13 protein-coding genes and 1 pseudogene are annotated in these 18,798 nt (G+C 70.3%); 8 read left to right on the forward strand and 6 right to left on the reverse strand.

Features of this window, described 5'->3' with window-relative positions:
- Window positions 1-28: 28 nt before the first annotated feature.
- Entirely contained in the window at window positions 29-2,335 is a 2,307-nt protein-coding gene (locus WMF43_RS37535; RefSeq protein ID WP_437672267.1) for a GMC oxidoreductase, read from the reverse strand.
- Window positions 2,336-2,598: 263 nt separating this feature from the next.
- On the opposite strand from WMF43_RS37535, the gene WMF43_RS37540 reads away from it, so the two are divergent.
- From WMF43_RS37540 to WMF43_RS37550, 3 genes and pseudogenes are all read left to right on the forward strand, one after another.
- Entirely contained in the window at window positions 2,599-3,669 is a 1,071-nt protein-coding gene (locus WMF43_RS37540) for an NAD-dependent epimerase/dehydratase family protein (protein ID WP_437672269.1), read from the forward strand.
- A gap of 263 nt (window positions 3,670-3,932) precedes the next feature.
- Window positions 3,933-5,369 (forward strand): FAD-dependent oxidoreductase, encoded by a 1,437-nt coding sequence (locus tag WMF43_RS37545; protein WP_437672270.1) that lies wholly within the window; start codon window positions 3,933-3,935, stop codon window positions 5,367-5,369.
- Window positions 5,370-5,500: 131 nt separating this feature from the next.
- Window positions 5,501-6,041, forward strand: a pseudogene (locus WMF43_RS37550) (integrase core domain-containing protein); the annotation flags it as partial.
- Window positions 6,042-6,205: 164 nt separating this feature from the next.
- Here WMF43_RS37550 and WMF43_RS37555 read toward each other — a convergent pair.
- A complete protein-coding gene (locus WMF43_RS37555; RefSeq protein WP_437672272.1) occupies window positions 6,206-7,183 on the reverse strand; it encodes a LysR family transcriptional regulator in 978 nt (325 codons plus the stop codon).
- A gap of 238 nt (window positions 7,184-7,421) precedes the next feature.
- Here WMF43_RS37555 and WMF43_RS37560 point away from each other — a divergent pair, with 238 nt between their 5' ends.
- Window positions 7,422-8,471, forward strand: coding sequence for a DUF998 domain-containing protein (locus WMF43_RS37560; RefSeq protein WP_437672274.1), 1,050 nt, complete (start codon window positions 7,422-7,424; stop codon window positions 8,469-8,471).
- A 665-nt stretch (window positions 8,472-9,136) separates the two neighbouring features.
- On the opposite strand, the gene WMF43_RS37565 is transcribed toward WMF43_RS37560, so the two are convergent.
- From WMF43_RS37565 to WMF43_RS37575, 3 genes are all read right to left on the reverse strand, one after another.
- The gene (locus WMF43_RS37565) at window positions 9,137-9,286 is read right to left on the reverse strand and encodes a hypothetical protein (RefSeq protein WP_437672276.1); all 150 of its coding nucleotides are present in this window, start codon (window positions 9,284-9,286) and stop codon (window positions 9,137-9,139) included.
- Window positions 9,287-9,363: 77 nt separating this feature from the next.
- A complete protein-coding gene (locus tag WMF43_RS37570; protein ID WP_437672278.1) occupies window positions 9,364-9,753 on the reverse strand; it encodes an FG-GAP repeat domain-containing protein in 390 nt (129 codons plus the stop codon).
- 107 nt (window positions 9,754-9,860) lie between these two features.
- A complete protein-coding gene (locus WMF43_RS37575; RefSeq protein ID WP_437672280.1) occupies window positions 9,861-11,423 on the reverse strand; it encodes a hypothetical protein in 1,563 nt (520 codons plus the stop codon).
- A 590-nt stretch (window positions 11,424-12,013) separates the two neighbouring features.
- Here WMF43_RS37575 and WMF43_RS37580 point away from each other — a divergent pair.
- Window positions 12,014-13,486, forward strand: coding sequence for a glycoside hydrolase family 5 protein (locus WMF43_RS37580; protein ID WP_437672282.1), 1,473 nt, complete (start codon window positions 12,014-12,016; stop codon window positions 13,484-13,486).
- Between the two features lie 161 nt (window positions 13,487-13,647).
- On the opposite strand, the gene WMF43_RS37585 is transcribed toward WMF43_RS37580, so the two are convergent.
- A complete protein-coding gene (locus WMF43_RS37585; RefSeq protein ID WP_437672284.1) occupies window positions 13,648-14,046 on the reverse strand; it encodes a hypothetical protein in 399 nt (132 codons plus the stop codon).
- Window positions 14,047-14,201: 155 nt separating this feature from the next.
- Here WMF43_RS37585 and WMF43_RS37590 point away from each other — a divergent pair, with 155 nt between their 5' ends.
- The 3 genes from WMF43_RS37590 to WMF43_RS37600 are packed head-to-tail and all read left to right on the forward strand — an operon-like array spanning window position 14,202 to window position 18,702.
- Window positions 14,202-14,393 carry a hypothetical protein gene (locus tag WMF43_RS37590; protein WP_437672286.1) on the forward strand — a complete coding sequence of 64 codons (192 nt, stop codon included), beginning with the start codon at window positions 14,202-14,204 and terminating at the stop codon, window positions 14,391-14,393.
- A 60-nt stretch (window positions 14,394-14,453) separates the two neighbouring features.
- Window positions 14,454-15,020 (forward strand): winged helix DNA-binding protein, encoded by a 567-nt coding sequence (locus tag WMF43_RS37595; protein ID WP_437672288.1) that lies wholly within the window; start codon window positions 14,454-14,456, stop codon window positions 15,018-15,020.
- A gap of 10 nt (window positions 15,021-15,030) precedes the next feature.
- Window positions 15,031-18,702 (forward strand): hydantoinase B/oxoprolinase family protein, encoded by a 3,672-nt coding sequence (locus WMF43_RS37600; protein WP_437672290.1) that lies wholly within the window; start codon window positions 15,031-15,033, stop codon window positions 18,700-18,702.
- Window positions 18,703-18,798 lie beyond the last annotated feature (96 nt).

An 18,798-nucleotide genomic window follows, 5' to 3' on the forward strand; every position in this document is an offset into this window, starting at 1 on the left:
GGCTTGAGCCGGAGGCCGGCCGCGTCGGTCAGCGCCCTCGCGCGATCTGGAAGAGCGCGCGGAAGAAGAACGCGAGGAACCCGAACACCGCCCGCGTCTTGTCCGGCAGGATGCGCCCCCCGGGTACCCGGAACGACAGGAGGAGATGCACGACGTCGATCGCCCGGAGCCGCGTCATGCCCTCGCCCACCACGCGCCCCTGCTCGTCGTCTCCCTCCTGGATCCGGAAGGGGAGCGCGGCGCCCTCTCGCCACATCCGCCACAAGGCAGCGACACCCCGCGACCGGAAGACCCGGGCGCCGCGCAGCGTGAACCGCCGGCCCCCGTCGCCGTAGAACGGGAGCACGTAGCGGATCTCCCGATCCGGACCGGTCCCGCCGGCGGCGAACAGGTTCCAGACTCCCTCCTTGATCGCGGTCCTCCGTGCGGTCAGGCCCTCCGCGAACACCGTGCCCGTCACGACCGCCGGGTGCGCCGGATCGCTGATGAACCTGGCCAGGTACGAGATGGTGATGCGCAGGCGAAGGCGCACCCGGCGAGGCGCCGCGCGCCCGGCGGCCGCCCCTTCCGCGCGGCTCTCCCAGGATCCGGCGAGCCGCTCACGGAACATCAGGCCGAGCCCCGTGTGCCGCGGCGGCGACGTCCCCTCGGTCGGTATCGCGATGGCCGTCAGCGGATCCGCGTACGGCGTCGCGTGCGCGCGCTCCGGCGCCGTCCAGCCCTCCTGGCCGGTGATCCGCCGGATGATCTGCTCGATGTTCCGCTCGGCCACCGCGGCGATGGTGTGCGAGGGGTTGACCCCGGTCGCCGCCGGCAGGATCGAGCCATCGAGCACGAAGAGGTTCGGGTAATTGAACACCTCCCCGAGCCCGCTCGTGACGCCGTCGGCCGCGCTGTCCCCCATGCGGCAGCCGCCGAGGCTGTGGACGGTGATCGGCAGGTGCGCGAACCGCCAGAGCGGAGAGACGGCGTAATTGCCCCTGAGCTGCGTGACGATGTCCTGGGCGAGCCGCTCTGCCACGCTGTAGAGCAGCAGGTTCGACGCGACGTCCCACCGGACCGACAGCTTCCTGTCGCCCTTCACGAGCTCGATCCGCCCGTTGGCCAGGTCTCGCCCCATGACCAGGAAGACCGCGGTGTGCCGCATCTCCTCCGGCGTGACCGGGGGCGGCGGCTGCTTGGACGCGGCCTCCACGATCTCGTCGATCACGTCGGCGGTCGGCGGCTCCGCCGTGGCCGTCCAGCGCCTGTGGAGCGCCGTGAACATCGGCGAGCGCCAGTGGGTGTGCGGCCGCGCGAGCCTCAGGATCGGCCAGAGCTCCTTCGGGAAGCCGCCGTCCTCGATGAGGAACCACCCCGCGTCGCGCCCGCCCGGGCGCGCGTAGACGACGCCCACGGTGATGGGCGGCCCGCGGTCCGGCTCGAACGGCGCGGCGACGTCGAAGCCGAGGGCGAGCATGTCCCCGTTGCCCGAGTATCCCGCGCCGAGCTGCTCGCTGAGCTGCCGCATCGCGCCCGCCTCCCTGCAGCGCAGGAGCAGCTCCGTCGAGTTGAGCGCGCCCCCGCAGACGAAGACGTGCTCGGCCTCCTCCGACAGCACCTGTCCGCCGCGTCCGTGGTCGCGGTACGTCACGCGGTACCGTTGCCCCTCAGCGCCGGAGAGCGGCTCTATCAGCTCGACCTCGCACTGCGTGCGCATCACCGCGCCGGCGCGCTCGGCGAGCGGGAGGTAGTTCATGTCCAGGGTGTTCCGCGCCCGGTGGCGGCAGCCCAGGGTGCACTCGCCGCAGTCGACGCACCCGCCCTGGAGCACCCCGAACTTGTTCGGCCGGAGCGTCGGATCGTCGGAGAAGTTGATGGCCAGCGGCGGATAGAAGCTCTGGCCTCCGCGCTCCAGCCGGGAGAGCGCCTCGACCATCTGCCGCGTCTTGGGCGGCGCCCCCCCGGGTGAGCGGGTGATCGGCTGGACGTCCAGCATGTAGGCGACGAGATCGTAATACGGGTCGAGCACCTCGCGGCTGTAGCCCTCGGGCCACCCGCGCGCGAAGACGTCCGCGGGCGCGCGCAGGTGCACGTTCGCGTAGATCAACGAGCCGCCGCCGTAGGCCGCCGACTGCACGACGCGCATCTGATCGATGGGCCGGACGTCGTACATCCCTCCCGTCTTTTTCCAGAGCCACTGATCGGGCGGGCCTTGTGGGAATTCAGGGACCGCCTGGTCGTAGCGGCGTCCGCGCTCCAGCACGGTCACCGCGAATCCGGCCTGGGCGAGGCGGCAGGCCGAGACCGCGCCGCCAAAACCGGTTCCGATCACGATCGCTCGATGTTGTGCCATGGATCCCCCCGCTGCCCGGGATCAAGCCTAGTGACCGCAGCGCCTTACCGCCATCGGGCGAGGCCGCGGCACCGGCATGGCGCTCGTTGGGGGCGGACGCGCGACGGGGCGAAGCACGAGAGTCGGGAGCACGATGAAGGAAGGCGCTCTCTTCGGTCGAGTACGCGCTATCCGCGCGTTATCCGGTCGTGGACAACGCTCCGACGAAAAAGCACATCGTTCCAGTTCCACCGCCGGCGGGCTTCGGGTAAGAGCCGGGCATCATGGAACGTCTTCTCAGCGAGGAGCTGCGGCGTCTCTCGGCGATGCTGGAGGATGTGGCCCACCGGCTCGACGGGAAGACCGTGCTCATCACCGGGGCGGCCGGGTTCATCGGGAGCTACCTCGTCGGCGTCCTCCAGGAGCTGAGCCGGAGCAGGCTCGCGCGGCCGGCGCGGATCGTCGCGCTCGACAACTTCATCACGGGGACGAAGGACAGCCGGTTCTTCGACCTCGACGATCCGGCGCTCACCTTCGAGAAGCACGATGTGACGGAGCCCTACCGGGGCGAGGTGAACCCCGATTTCATCCTCCACGCCGCCGGGATCGCCTCGCCGGTGGTTTACGCCAGGTACCCGCTCGAGACGATCACCGCGGCCATCGACGGCATCCGGAACGTCCTGGAGCTCGCGCGCCGCACGCGCCCCGAGGCCGTCCTCTACTTCAGCTCGAGCGAGATCTACGGCGATCCGCCGCCGGAGCTCATCCCGACCCCGGAGGACTACCCGGGGCGCGTCTCGCCCACGGGGCTCCGCGCCTGTTACGACGAGTCGAAGCGCCTCGGCGAGACGATCGCGACCGTCTACCACCGGAAGTACGGCGTCCCGGTGACGATCGTCCGCCCCTTCAACGTCTACGGCCCCGGGATGCGGCGCGACGACTACCGCGTGCTGCCGAGCTTCCTCGGCGCCGCGCTCGACCGGAGGGCCCTCGAGGTCTTCGGGGACGGGACACAGACACGCACGTTCTGCTACGCGACCGACGGGGTGAACGGCTTCCTGCGCGCGCTCCTGCTCGGTCGGCCCGGCGAGGTCTACAACATCGGCTCCGACGCCGAGGAGATCTCGATGCGCGACCTGGCGAGGAAGGTGGAAGAGGCCCTCGGCGAGCCGCTCGACATCCGCCTCGCCGCCCCGCCGGAGGGGTACCCGGTCGGCGACCCGAGCCGCCGCCGGCCGGACATCACCAAGGCGAAGCGGGAGCTCGGGTATGCGCCGACGGTGCCGCTCGCGGAAGGGCTCCCGCGGATGATCGCGTGGTACCGGCTCCTCCGCGAGCAGGACGCGCCGCCCTGAGGCGCCGCGGGACGCCGCGGAACCGCAGGGCCGCGGCGGCGAGGTGAGGGCGCGAGCCGCCATCGCTGAGGGTCGCAGCCGCCAGATCGCCGGCCGGATCGCTGGCACCATCCGCCACGGTGCCAGGAGATCTGCCGTGTGCCGCTCGCGCAGGGCGGGCACGAGAGCCCCCGGCGCGTGTGGATCACCCTCCCCGGGACGGCGCGCGGCGCGTCGTGGGGTGTCCGTCGGCGACGGCCCGCGCGTTGCAATGACCAGTCGCCATGAACCACGTTATCCAGCAGAACCTCCGTTCTAGCGACTCTCTCGGCGGCCGCAGGGCCGTTGTCCTCGGCGGGAGCCTCGCGGGCCTCGTCGCGGCGCGCGTGCTCGCCGACCATTTCGACGAGGTCACCGTCGTCGAGCGCGACGGCATCCCCGACGACCTCCGCGAGCCCCGCAAGGGCGTGCCGCAGTCTCGCCAGCTCCACGGCCTGCTCGGGCGCGGGGAGACGATCCTGAACGACCTGTTCCCCGGGCTCACCGAGGCGCTGGTCGCGGACGGGGCGCACGCCTACGACTTCGGCCTCGGCCTCGCCTGGCACCACCTCGGCGCGTGGAAGCTGCGCTGCCAGACGGGGGTGCGGACGGTGAGCATGAGCCGCCCGCTGCTCGAGGCGCACGTGCGGCGACGCACCTTCGCGCTGCCCCGCGTGCGCCGCCTGGACGGGCACGACGTGCTCGATCTCTCGGCGTCGCCCGATCGCTCGCGGCTCACGGGCGTCGTGGTCCGGCGGCGCGACGGGCAGGCCGGGCCCGAGCAGCTGCAGGCGGACCTCGTGGTGGACGCCAGCGGTCGCGGCTCGCGGACGCCGGCGTGGCTCGAGGCGCTCGGGTACGAGCGGCCGGAGGAGTCGACGATCAAGGTGCAGGTGGGTTACGCGAGCCGGCAGTACCGGCCGCGGGACCCGTCGAAGTTCTCGTGGAAGAGCCTGTACGTGCTCGGCTCGCCGTCCGACAGCCGGCGGTTCGGCTGCATCGCGCCGATCGAGGGCGGGCGCTGGATGGTGCTGCTCGCGGGGCTCTTCGGCGATCACGCGCCCGCCGACCCCGAGGGGTTCCTGGAGTACGCGCGGGGCCTGCCGAACGACACGCTCTACCGGGCGCTGCTCGCGGCCGAGCCGGAGACGGAGGTCTTCACCTACAAGTTCCCGGCGCACGTCCGCCGGCATTACGAGCGCGCGGCGCGCCTGCCCGAGGGGCTCGCCGTGCTCGGCGACGCCCACGCGAGCTTCAACCCCGTCTACGGACAGGGCATGACGTCGGCTTGCCTCCAGGCGGTCGCGCTCGGCGAGGCGCTCGTGGAGCAGCGCCGCCGCGCGGGCCAGGGCGCAATCGCGGGGCTCACCCGGCATTACCAGGCGGCCGCGGCGAAGGTGGTCGAGACCCCGTGGCAGATGTCCACCGGGGAGGACCTCGCCTATCCGGAGACCGAGGGGCAGCGGCCGCTCCTCCAGCCCGTCATGCGCTGGTACACCGGGATGCTGCACCGGGCGGCGCAGGTGGATCGCGAGGTGTTCGTGCAGTTCGTGCGCGTGATGAACCTGCTCGATCGCCCCGAGTCGCTGATGACGCCCGGCATGTTCCTGCGCGTGCTGCTCGCGGCGCGCACGGCGGGGTCGCCCGCGGTGAGCCCGGCCGTCGCGGGGTACGCCGGCTGAGCGGGCTAGCGCGTGTCAGAAATCCCGCCAGAAACACCGATCGATGACGAGCAGTCGCCGGAAACAGTAGCGATTTTCATAATTTCCGCCTGCTTCGCCGCCGAGGGCGGCTCCGACGTGGCCCAACGGGGCCCTATGACCCCGAGGCGCGCGGCAAGATGGAGCGCTTCTGGCGGACGCTGCGCGAGGGGTGCCTGAATTTCCTCGGCGACGTCGTGTCGCTCCAGGACCTCAACGCTCGGCTACAGGCCTTCCTTGACCGGCGCTACCACACGGCGCCGCACGCTGGGCTGATGGGCAAGAGCCCAGCCAAGGTGTATGCGCAAAAGCCCGCCGGCGAGGGCGCGATCGACGAGACGAGGCTGCGCACCGCGCTGACGGTGCGCAGCCGTCGCCGCCTCTCCGCCGACAACGTGCTCTCGCTCGACGGCAAGGCGTGGGAGCTCGACCAGGGCTTCTTGGCCGGGCAGCTCGTCACGGTGGCGCACTGCTTCGCCGCTGCCGAGGCGGCGCCGTGGGTCGAGCACGAGGGCAAGCGCCTGACGCTGCGCCCCTCGATCCCGTCAAGAATGCGCGACGCAAGCGGTCCTTACGCACCAGCAGTGCTGCCCAAAGCCGAGCCGGCCGGTGGACTTCGACCCTGCGAGGACACTGTTGCAGGCCACTCTCGGTCTTGCACTGGGGGCGGCTGCTCGACGGGGAGTTGTTCGCAACGTCGCGCTACGTCGAGTGGGCTGTGCTCATGAAACGCACCTTCGGGTTCGATGCTTTGCGATGCCCCAGATGCGAACGGAAGATGCGCGCGCTTTCAGTCGCGGGATCGACCTGGCGCATGCCTACCGTGAGGATCCATGCACCGAATTCGTGATCTCGAGGAGCGACCGCACGAGCGGGTCCTTGTCGTCGGCGCGCCACACCGAGCGGCCAAGGATGACAACGTCGAGGTCCCGAACCCGCTTGAACACCACTCCGGCAAGGAGCGTCGACGCGGAACTCTCGGGAAACAAGCTGAGACCTTCGCCGCTCGCCACGAGCATGAGGATCACATCGCTGCCGGCATCCTCGTGGGCGAGTTCGAGCGTATGGTCACGCGCTCGGAAGGCGGCGATGATGTCGTCGTAGAGGCGCGGGCCCTCCTTGCGCGGAGGCCAGAGGAAGCGCTCGTGCTTCAGGTCCGCGACCCTCAGTGTGCGCCGTGCAGCGAGGCGATGGCTCTTCGACATCACAACGCCGACGCGCTCGCGATACAGCACGCGGACGCGGAAGAGCGGGTTGTCTTCCGGCGAATGATAGCCGTACCCGACTGAGATCTTGCCATCGCGCAGCGCGGCGACCTGCTCCTCGCTCGGCAGCGGCCGAAGGCGTACCTCGACGCGCGGATGACGCGCGCGGAACGTCTGCACGATCCCAGGCAGCAGGAGGGTGTCAGCCAGGGCGCCGTCGAATCCGACCACGACCGTCCCGATACGGCCTTGCGCCGTCGCGCGGGCGTCCTCGACCGCGAGCGTGGCGCGAGCTAGGGTCGCACGCGCACCTTCGAGGAAACTCCGACCGGCGGCGGACAGCTTCACCCCGCGTCCCGAGGGCACGAAGAGCTCGACGCCGATCTCCTCTTCGAGCTGAGCGATTTGCCGGCTCAAGGGCGACTGCGAGACGTGAAGCTGCTCGGCCGCCCTTCCGAAGTGCTCCGCTTCCGCGACGGCGATGAAGTACCGCAGGTGACGTAGCTCCATGATTTCAGACCTATAGGGTCTGAAACCGTTGCGATCAATGTCCTGGTGGGGCTGAACGCGACGGTGCAGGCTGTTCAACATGGGGCGGCACGGGGCGCCTCGCCCCAAGCACCCGACGCGTCGGTCGCTGCGGTCGAGCCCTTCGCGAACGCCACGTGGTGCGCATCAGCGGCGGTGGGCGTCAGGTGCGCAGCCGCTTTACCAACGAGTACGGAACGACTCCCTCACCGAAGGCACCGGCTCGACCCCGGACGCCAAAGTCCATCGACCTGTCGCTGTTTCGCTGAGCCTCGCGCTCGACAACCGAGAGAACCCGACTATGACCGAGAACAACCCCACTTCCAGCTCCGAACGAAAGGAGCGCGCGAGGCCCGCCCCCGAGGCGAACCAGATGATGCAACGTCGCCCCGCCGGCGCGGTGCTCGTCGCCGCGGCAGTGATCTTCTTCCTCGCCGAGTTCATCGCCGCCGCGGCATGGACGGATCCTCCATACAGCTACACGTATCACTACATCAGCAACCTGGGAGTCCGTGGCCCCCTCGAGGCTCTTGGCCAGTTCATGAACTCGCCACTCGCGTGGGTCATGAACACCGGGTTCTTCCTCTTCGGGATCATGTTCCTCATCGGTGTCGCCGCGCTCAAGGGCCTGCGAAGCTGGCGCCGCTGGGCAGCGCTCATCCTGGGAGCTCTCGTGGCGCTTGGCGGCGTCTTGCTGGCGTTCAACCCCGGTTCCGGAGAGCCGCCCGGCGGCGCAGTCGACTATCACGGCTTGGGCGCCTTCGCGTCTATCGTCGGAGGCAACGTGCTCGTGATCCTCCTTGGACGCCAGCGCCAACAAATCGGAGTCACTCCGAAAGCTGGGAGGGCCATGGTCGTCCTCGGCGTGTTCGGGCTCGCCTCGATGGTGGCCTTCCTCGCGGTCGCCAGCTCGGGGGCCAACGTCCTCATCGGCCTCGTCGAACGTTGCGCCGTCTATCCCATCATGGTCGGTTTCATCTGTGCGGGGGCGTCGATCTGGAATCGCCGGACCTGTGCACGCTCGAGCGGCGAGGACGAGACTTCCCGACCACAGATGCTGAAGCAGCAGCCAGCCTACATTATCAAGATGCGCGCCAAGCCTGGAGCGCGTGACAAGCTGTTCCAACTAGCCACGGTTGGAATGGAGAAATCGGGCGCATCGGACCGGTGGATCATCTGTCGGGAAGACGGCGACCCGGATCTTCTGTGGTGCGTGGAGGTGTTCAAGTCCGACGAGGCGAAGAACGCCTATGAGAATGGCCCGCTGGCTGACGAACTTCGCGAGGAGATCCTGGCTCTGCTGGCCGAGGCGCCGACGCGGATTTCGGTCCATCCGTACTCCGCGGCCTGAGTTCAAGTCGCCGCCCCGGTCTACTCGTCCGGGGTCTCGCTGATACGAAGCAGCAGCTCATGAAGCTTCGCGACCTCCGCCTTCGAGAGCTCAGCGAACGCGCGGGCAGCGACGTCGCGCGCGACCGCGGTGCCGGCGACGAGCGTCTTCGCGCCGCCCGCGGCCCCCCGTGTCAGGGAAGATGTCGCCGAGGGACCACGCGCAGGCCTCGGCACGGCCGAGGGGGCGGATGCAGCGCTGGCCGAGCCGATCGCTGCGGGGGCGCAAGCGCTGACCGGCTGGCAGTGCGCGGCGTGCGTCAGCGGTGAATACGTGCACTCCGTGTCGCTGAGCCAGGGCAGCGCGCTCGGCTGCGCGAACGGCGAGGCCTACCGCTGCGAGCTCATCCCCTGGGCCACGCGGGCGTCCTTCGCGCATTGCGGCGCCTCCGTCGCTCGTCCCTCGGCGTGCCGCCCGCACGTGCCGGAGGTCCACCTCTGCCCCCCTGGTCGACCAACTGCGAGTTGCTCACTCCTTCTTGGGTGGGCCACGACGCTCTATCCCGTCCGGCTGGAGTATCCACCCAACGCGGCGCCTGACCAGGCGCTTCGGGTCGCCATCTTCCTGGCGCTGCTCAGGCCAGCGAGTCCGCGCGAGCGGCGGGCTCGACGCTCGGCCCGGCTTGCTCACCCCTCCGGTGTCACCGGCAGCCCGAGCAGCCGACCGATCGCCTCGTGAACGACCCGGGCCGCCACCTCGTCCCCGACGGCGACGGCGCGGCTCAGGGTGCTGGCGAGCGAGGCGACGACGGCCGCCCGATGCGACTGATCAGTCACGGCGAGCTCCCCAGGCCCGGCGCTCGACCCTTGGGCCCGGGTTGGGCCCACGCCTTCCGAGGGGCTGCGATCCGTCGTCACGCCCTCCCCCAAATCCCCGGGAAAGCGACAGATCGCGACGGTTCGCCCCCGCGGAAGAGTCCCGCCAGGATTCCGGTGCGGTGCTCGCCGGCACCCTGAGCCGTGCCGTCGCCCTCGGCGATGAGGAGGCAGCCCGGGTCGTCCTCGCCGTCGCCGTTCAGGTCCGCCGCCGCGACCGCGGCGGGGGTCCCGCCCACCGGCGACGCCGGCGGCCCGGAGAGCCCGACCGTCCCGAGGCACTGGGAGACCGTGCAAGCGCCGCCGACGCAGCTCTGGCCCGCGGGGCAGCCCGGGCCGCTGACGCAGGCGCCGGCCTGGCAGGTGTCGCTCTGGGTACACGCGTCGCCATCGCTGCACGCGGCGCCGTCGGCCAGGTTCACGTGCACGGGCTCGCGGTCGGCTCGCAGAAGGCGCCCGCGCCGCGCGGAGCTCCCTGGCGAGCCCGCGTCAGCGCGCTTGATCGATGCGGCCGGAGCTCCCTGGCGAGCCCGCGTCAGCGCGCTTGATCGATGCGGCTCGTCCACGCCGCCATGCTCGGCTTCTCGCTGCCGTCCACGCGCAGCAGGCCGAAGTGGCCCTCCGTGCTCTCGGGCTGATCGGAAGCATCGATGAGGGCGTAGACGAAGGCAGGGCCTCCGTACGGCTTCTGGACCCACGTGTCCCAGAACACGCGCATCTGGCGCGCCTGCTCTTCTTCACTGACAGGCACGAAGCCCGGGACGGGCGCCGTTCCGCCCGTGGGTACGCCCCACTCGGTGATGACGATCGGCTTGTGGGCGTCGCCGTGCGCGGCGAGGATCGCCGCGACAACGTCGAGGTTCTGGAAGATGCCGTTGTCCGGGGTGGGAGGCGACGGCCATGTGTAGGGGTGAGCGGCGACCCCATCGAACGCCCCAGCCGCGTGGGTGTAGAGCGTCTCCATCCAGAGCTGGGCGTCCTCGAGCGGCCAGAGCGACCCGCTCCCCGCGAGCACCACCGCATCAGGATCCGCCGCCTTGATGGCGAGCGACGCCGGCACCAGCGCGTTCTCGGCGTAGAGCCGCGCTTTCTCCGCGAGGGAGGCGCCCCCGTAGTCGTCGAGCACGGGCTCGTTCTCGATCTCGTACACACGCGCGCGCCCCGCGACCTTCTCCACGACGGCCGTGGCGAACGCGCGGTAATGGTCCGGGTCGAGGTCCTGTCGGCCCTGCTCGTCGCGATCGCGGTGCAGGATGATCAGCACCACGGACTCCCCGCCGCGCGCGCCCCAGCCGTCGAGGAGCCCGTCCAACCCGCCCCAGTTCAGGTCCGGGTCGGTGTGGTCATAGCCATGGACCTCGACGCGCAGCCAGCGCGCGCCCGAGCCGGCCATGGTATCGAGGTGCGCCGCCAGCGTGTCGCCGGCCCAGTAACGCTGGATGAAGCCGTTGGCGAAGCCGGCCCGGTCGCGCAGCGTCGCCGAGGTCGTCACCTCGAAGGCGTCCACGTCGAAGGCGTCGCCCGGCGCCGCGTCTTCCTGCAGCACGTAGGCGTCGATCGGGTCGAAGCTCCGGGCCACGCTGGCCTCCACGCAGATCCGCTGAAACGAGCTCGTGAGCGCGACGCTGGGAGCGCTCGCGTCGGAGAGCCACTCGCCGGCGGGGGTGCGCTCGCGCAGGGTGATGTGGATCGGCTTGCCGACCGCCGAGGAGGAGGCCGCGGCGACGGACGCGCACGCCCGGTACGTGGTGCCCGCCATCGCCCACGGGACGGTGTCCGGATCGTCGTCGATGGAGTAGGCGTCCCCGGCGCCGCCGAAGGTGACGCGCGCGACACGAGCACCCTCCGGCGCGTCGGGCCGCTCGACGGTGGTGAGGTGGCCCTGCCACGCAGCCCACCCCGCGGCGTCCGCCTCGAACGACGAATCGCGGAGCAGGTTGTCGGCGCCGAGCGCGTTTGCCATGGCCGCCTGCGCGGGATCCCGCCCCGCGGGCTCGCCGCAGCCGGCGCCCAGCGCGACCGCTGCAGCAGCGACGGCGACGCTCCGGGCGCTCGCGCGGCGCCGCCCCCGCGGGGCGCTCGGCGCGGGAGTGGTCATTGCTCCACGAACGGGTGAGCCCCTGCGGGGTGACACCCTCGACTGCATCGGTAGTGCTGACGTCATGGTGAATGGTCTATCTAGCATCATATCGTGTCGACGCCCGGTCTCGCTGGCGATGGGCCCGTGCTCACGACAGCCGACAGCTGAACGTCTCGTGCTCGATCGGCCGGAGGAGTCGCTCCTGCTCGTCCATGACCGCGGCTTTACACTACTTCAAATACGACCCGCGGGCGCGTTCTTCTCCGGCGAAACCATGGCTCTCGGCCGCTCGCGATCGCGGCGCGCGCAGGGGTCTCCCTCGTCGAGCGCTTGACCCAGCAGGTTTTGCCGTTAGCCTGCAGGGATACGTATCGCTGGTTCTCCCTTGGCGAAGCTCCGGGAGGCATCCGGAAAGTGATGCCGGCTCCAGGCGTGTCGATATATTACACGAACGCCATTGATCACGAGTACGACTTGACTTCCGTCCCGGAGAGTATACGAATACTGAAGCCGGACGAGCTCAAGAGCCTACGTCCTTGTGACCTCCTGCTCCGCGCCCAACAGGCAGCGATCCGCAGCCCCGCGCAACCCCTGGAGAGGAGAGGACCATGAAGCGTCTCGTTCACATGGGCGTGGCCATCACTGCCTGCTTCGCAATCTCGTCATGCGCGGTCCACGCCGGAGATGAGGAGAGCGAGGACGGGGACGAGGCCATCGGTCAAGCCGCCCAGAGCCTCGGCGGCCTGGTCATCTCGAGCCCGCTCACGCTGAGCACGAGCACGGTCGTGAGCGGCCAGACCCTCACCGCCACCGTGACCTATCAGAACACCAGCGCGTCGCCGATCACCATCGGGTCGCTGGTCATCGCGTCGCGCCCGCCCGGCGGCACCCACGGCGGCGGCCCCTTCGCCGACCTCAGCCCGACGCTCACGACGACCACCATCAACCCCGGGGCCACGGTCACCTTGAGCGCCTCCCGCACCTACTCCACGTCCGAGCCGATCGGCCGGTGGGAGGCCTACAGCACCTACAAGGACTCCGCGAACGTCTGGCATGACGGCCCGAGCACCAATTTCATCGTCTCGAAGGAGCTGTTCCACACCGCCTACCCCCACGCCTTCGTGAACGCCCAGGGCAACTCGGTGCGCCTCAACGGCTTCAACGCGCGCGAGAGCACCGTGTATAACCCGCAGAACGGCTGGAGCCAGACGCAGGCGCACTTCGCCACCATCAAGAACAAGGGGTTCAACGCGGTCCGCTTCACGCTGGATTGGTTCTCCTTCGAGCCTTCGCAGGGCGTGTTCAACCAGACCGCCATCAACGCCCTGACCACGGCGGTCGCCAACGCCAAGGCCGCGGGGCTGTACATCATCCTCGATCCCATCCACATGAAGAGCGGGGGCACGGTGGGCGTCCCCGCCTGGGCCGCCGGATCCGGCGACGACATCGACCAGATCAACAACTACGCCCTGCCTTACCTCCAGAAGATGGCCTCGCTCTTCAAGGACGAGCCGAACGTCGTCGCCTACGACGTGGTGAACGAGCCCTACATGACCACGGCGGATCAGAACCGGATGCTGCCGGTGTACAGCAAGCTGGTCCAGGGGATCCGGACCATCGATCCCGACAAGATCTGCATCCTCGAGCCCATCTGGGGGGACTCGGGGCTCGACCAGGCCGACTTCTCGCTCCTCACCGACAAATTGAACATCGTCTGGTCGATCCACGACTACTTCGCGGGCTGCGACTACGACGGCTTCAACGCCGCCGGCGTCCCGGTGGGCTGCTATGTGTGGAACGGCACGAGCGGCTATCCCAGCTCTACGCCCGACCAGCTCGAGAGGCACGTCACCGTCATCCTGGACCGCCTGGCCACGGTGGGCTTGCCGGCCTACGTCGGCGAGTACGGGATCGGCGATGGCGTCGCGAACCACGATCTCTGGCTCCAGCAGCAGACGGCCATCTTCAACAAGTACGACCTCAGCCGCACCTACTGGGAGTGGCATAGCGGCGGCAGCATGTCGGCGCAGAACCTGGACTACACCTGGAAGCCCTGGGTCGATCTCCTCCTCGTGCCGTGATCGCCCGGCGATCGCGAGGCGCTCGCCTCCTCACCCCCTGAGAGCCAGTTGTAGCTCCAGGGGTCGTCGATGCGGATCCTCCACCGCCCGGACGACATCGACGTGCTCCGGAGCTTGTGTCGCGCGGAGCCGCAGGAGAATGTTCGTATCAAGGAGAACCTTCACGGGTAGAGGTTCTCTCGATCCATCGCCGCGAGCGGCACCGCGGGAGCCTCAGGAAGCGACGCGAGCAGCGCCCGGAACGCGCGGAGCCGCTCGTCCGGCGTCGCAGCGGCCGCGATGGGGACGTGCGTTCCCTCGAGGTCGGATTTCTTTTCCTCGAGAAAGTCCTCTTTCTGAAGATGCTCCCAGGCCGTCGGGGTCGAGTTCGCCTGGATGGTCGTGGGCTCGGGTGTCGCCGCCGGGCTCGGCCCCTCCGCGACCGCGGGCTCGGCGACCTCCGTCGCCTTTGTCGCCGGCTCAAGGAAGGTCACGACCACACGCGCCTCCTTGATGTTCGTCGGCGTTTCCCGAAGCTCGACGCGCCCGTTCCTGAAGACGCCTTCCACTGCCGTCAGCATGATCGAGGACCTCGCCTGTAGCTTACATCACCCCAAGCGCGGGAGACATCGGGAGAACGACCGGGTGGGCGCCACGCGGGACGTCGTTTGTCGGGGATCGGCTCAGGGGATGTTGAAGTACTGCTGGCAGCAGGTCTCTTTCAGATCAACGCCGCATGCCTCGACCGTGCTGCGGCGACAGCGACGATGACGGAAAGCGCGGCGGTGGCCCCGCCACGCAGCTCACGGTCGCGCAGCTCGCGGCCGAGCCGGAGACGGAGGTCTTCACCTACAAGTTCCCGGCGCACGTCCGCCGGCATTTCCTGGCGCCCGGCTGCGGCAGGCGCGCGCCGTGGCGTTCTCCTTGACACATCTACATAACATTGATAATTTATCAACGTTACGTCGACGTTCAGGAGGCGTCCGCGATGGCGAAGCGCAAGACCGCTGCACGCACTACCCCAGATCCGCCCCGGCCTCCTGAAGAGGGCTCCGTGAAGCTCGTGACGTCGGCCCACCTCGTCTCGCCGAGGAGCCCGGAGCTGTCGGAGCTGGAGTTCGGCCTGATCATGGCCGGCAACGCGTTCAGCCGGTGGGTCGTGCGGTGCATGGCGGCGGCGGGCCTGCCCGATCTCACGACGCTCGACGTGCTGGTGCTCCACCACGTGAACCACCGCGAGAGGCCGAAGAAGACGGCCGACATCTGCTTCATCCTGAACGTCGAGGACACGCACACGGTGACCTACGCGCTCAAGAAGCTCGTCGGCCTCGGCGTCGTCGTCGGCGAGAAGGTCGGCAAGGAGGTCTTCTACACGACGACCGAGCGCGGCCAGGAGCTCGTGGCGCGTTACCGCGAGGTCCGCGAGGGCTGCCTGCTCGCGTCGATCGCCGGCGGCGACGCGGCGAGCAACGACGAGCTCGGCCGCGCCGCGCGGCTCCTGCGCACCCTCTCCGGCATCTACGACCAGGCGGCGCGCGCCGCCTCTTCCCTCTGAGGAGCACCCGATGGGCCGATGGCAATTCTGGATCGATCGCGGCGGCACGTTCACCGACATCGTCGGCAAGCGCCCGGACGGCTCGCTGGTCACACACAAGCTGCTCTCGGAGAACCCCGAGGCGTACCGCGACGCGGCGGTCGCCGGCGTCCGGCGCCTGCTCGAGGCCCACGGCGCGGCCGAGGGCGGCCCCGCGCCGCCGTGGGGCGACCTGATCGAGGCGGTCAAGATGGGCACCACGGTCGCCACGAACGCGCTGCTCGAGCGCAAGGGCGAGCCGACGGCGCTCGCGATCACGCGGGGCTTCCGCGACGCGCTGCGCATCGCGTACCAGAACCGCCCGCGCCTGTTCGACCGGCGCATCGCGCTGCCGGAGCTGCTCACCAGCCACGTCGTCGAGATCGACGAGCGCGTGGGCGCCCGCGGCGAGGTGCTCGCGCCGCTCGACGAGGCCGCGGCGCGGGCGGGGCTCCAGCGCGCCTTCGACGCGGGCGTCCGCGCCCTCGCCATCGTGCTGATGCACGGCTACCGCTACCCGGCGCACGAGGCGGCGCTCGAGCGCCTCGCGCGCGAGATCGGCTTCTCGCAGATCAGCGCCTCGCACGTGGTGTCGCCGATGATGAAGCTCGTCCCGCGCGGCGACACGACCGTCGTCGACGCCTACCTGTCGCCGATCCTGCGGCGGTACGTGGAGCAGGTCGCGTCGGAGCTGCCCGGCGTGAACCTCCAGTTCATGCAGTCGAGCGGCGGCCTGACCGACGCGCGCCGCTTCCAGGGCAAGGACTCGATCCTCTCCGGGCCCGCCGGCGGGATCGTCGGCATGGCGCGCACGAGCCTCTCGGCCGGCTTCGACAAGGTGATCGGCTTCGACATGGGCGGCACGTCGACCGACGTCTCGCACTTCGCCGGCTCGCAGCTCAGCGACCTGGAGCGCGCGTTCGAGACGCAGGTCGCCGGGGTCCGGATGCGCGCGCCGATGCTGTCGATCCACACGGTCGCCGCGGGCGGCGGCTCGATCCTGCGCTTCGACGGGGCGCGTTACCGCGTCGGGCCGGAGTCGGCGGGCGCGCACCCCGGCCCCGCGTGTTACCGCCGCGGCGGGCCGCTCGCGGTGACGGACTGCAACGTGATGCTCGGCAAGATCCAGCCCGCGTTCTTCCCGCGCGTGTTCGGCCCGGGCGCGGACCAGCCGCTCGACGCGGAGCGCGTGCGCGCGGCGTTCGCGGCGCTCGCCGCGGAGATCGCGGCGGCGACGGGCGTGCTGCGCGCGCCCGAGGAGGTCGCCGAGGGGTTCATCGAGGTCGCGGTCGGCGGCATGGCGAGCGCGATCAAGCAGATCTCGGTCGCGCGCGGGCACGACGTCACGGAATACACGCTCGCCGTGTTCGGCGGCGCGGGCGGGCAGCACGCGTGCCTGGTCGCCGACGCGCTCGGCATGACGCGGGTGTTCGCGCACCCGCTCGCGGGGGTGCTGTCGGCCTACGGCATGGGCCTCTCGGACCAGACAGCGATGCGCGAGCGGTCGATCGAGCTCCGGCTCGACGCCGGCGCGACGGCGCCCCTCGAGGCCGCGCTGGACGAGCTCGCGGCCGACGCGCGCGCCGACCTCTGCGCCCAGGGGGTGGCGCCGGAGCGGGTCGAGGTGCTCCGCCGGGTGCACCTCCGGTACGAGGGCACCGACACCGCGCTCGTCGTGGCGCACGGCGCGCCCGAGGCGATGCGCGCCGCGTTCGAGGCCGCGTACCGCCGGCGGTTCGCGTTCCTGATGGAGCGGCGCCCGCTCGTCATCGAGGCGGCCTCGGTGGAGGCGGTCGGCCGGGGGGAGCCGGTCGGCGAGGCGACGCGCGCGCTGCCGCCGCGGCCGGCTCCGCTCTCCCCGGCCGAGGTGGTGCGCATGTTCTCGGGCGGCCGCTGGCACGACGCCCCGCTCTACCGGCGCGACGACACGCGGCCCGGCGACGTCGTGCGCGGGCCGGCGATCGTCGCGGAGCAGAACCAGACCACGGTCGTCGAGCCCGGCTGGCAGGCCGAGGTCACGCCGCAGGACCACCTCGTGCTCCAGCGCGTCGAGGCGCGGCCGAGGCGCCGGGCGATCGGCACCGAGGCCGACCCGGTGATGCTCGAGGTGTTCAACAACCTGTTCATGAGCATCGCCGAGCAGATGGGCCTGCGGCTGCAGAACACGGCCCACTCCGTGAACATCAAGGAGCGGCTCGACTTCTCGTGCGCGATCTTCGACGCGGACGGCAACCTGATCGCGAACGCGCCGCACATGCCGGTGCACCTCGGCTCGATGGGCGAGAGCATCAGGACGGTGATCCGGGAGAACCGCGGTGTGATGAGGCCCGGGGACGTCTACGTGCTCAACGCGCCGTACAACGGCGGCACGCACCTGCCCGACGTGACCGTCGTGACGCCGGTGTTCGACGACGCGGGTCGGGAGGTGCTGTTCTACCTCGGCTCGCGCGGCCATCACGCGGACATCGGCGGCACGACGCCGGGCTCGATGCCGGCCGACAGCGCGAGCGTCGAGGAGGAGGGCGTCCTCATCGACAACTTCAGGATGATCGACGGCGGCGTGTACCGGGAGGCGGAGACGCGGGCGCTGCTCTCGTCGGGCCGCTACCCGGCGCGCAACGTCGACCAGAACCTGGCCGACCTGCGCGCCCAGGTCGCCGCGAACGCGAAGGGCGCCGAGGAGCTCGGCAAGATGGTGGCGCACTGGGGCCTCGACGTGGTGCGGGCCTACATGCGGCACGTGCAGGACAACGCCGAGGAGGCGGTGCGGCGGGTGATCACGGCCCTCGACGACGGCGCCTACGAGTACCGGCTCGACCCGATCGAGGGCGTCGGCGAGCCGGTGATCAAGGTGGCGATCCGCGTCGACCGGGCGCGGCGTGAGGCGACCATCGATTTCACCGGCACGTCGGCCGAGCTGCCGAACAACTTCAACGCGCCGAGGTCGATCGCGATGGCGGCGGTGCTGTACGTGTTCCGCACGCTGGTCGACAGCGACATCCCGCTGAACGCGGGCTGCCTGAAGCCGCTCAAGGTCATCGTGCCCGAGGGGACGATGCTGAACCCGCGGTATCCGGCCGCGGTCGTCGCGGGCAACGTGGAGACGAGCCAGTGCGTCACGCAGGCGCTCTACGGCGCCCTCGGCGTGATGAGCGAGAGCCAGGGCTCGATGAACAACTTCACGTTCGGGAGCGAGCGATACCAGTATTACGAGACGATCGCCGGGGGCTCGTCGGCCGGGGTGGTGCGCGGGGAGAAGGGGGAGGTCGCCTCCGGGTTCGACGGCACGGACGTGGTGCAAACCCACATGACGAACTCGCGGCTCACGGATCCCGAGGTGCTCGAGTGGCGCTTCCCGGTGCTGCTCGAGGAGTACCGGATCCGCGCCGGATCGGGCGGCGCGGGGCGCTGGAAGGGCGGCGACGGCGGGGTGCGGCGCGTGCGGTTCCTGGAGCGGATGACGGCGTCGATCCTGTCGAACAACCGCGTCCACGCGCCGCGCGGGGCGGCGGGCGGCGAGGACGGCAAGACCGGGGAGAACCGGGTCGAGCGCGCGGACGGGCGGATAGAGCGGCTCGGGGGGTGCGCGCGGACGGAGGTGGGGCCGGGGGACGTGTTCGTGATCGAGACGCCCGGGGCCGGGGGGTACGGGCGGGCCGGGTGACGGGGTGGGACGCCTCTCTCCTCGGAGGTCAAGTGATGAATTCGGCACGTATCGCGGGGCTGCTCGGTCCTTCAACCCGGCATGGCGAGCTCATAA

Source organism: Sorangium sp. So ce131, from assembly GCF_051519095.1.
GTDB lineage: Bacteria > Myxococcota_A > Polyangia > Polyangiales > Polyangiaceae > Sorangium.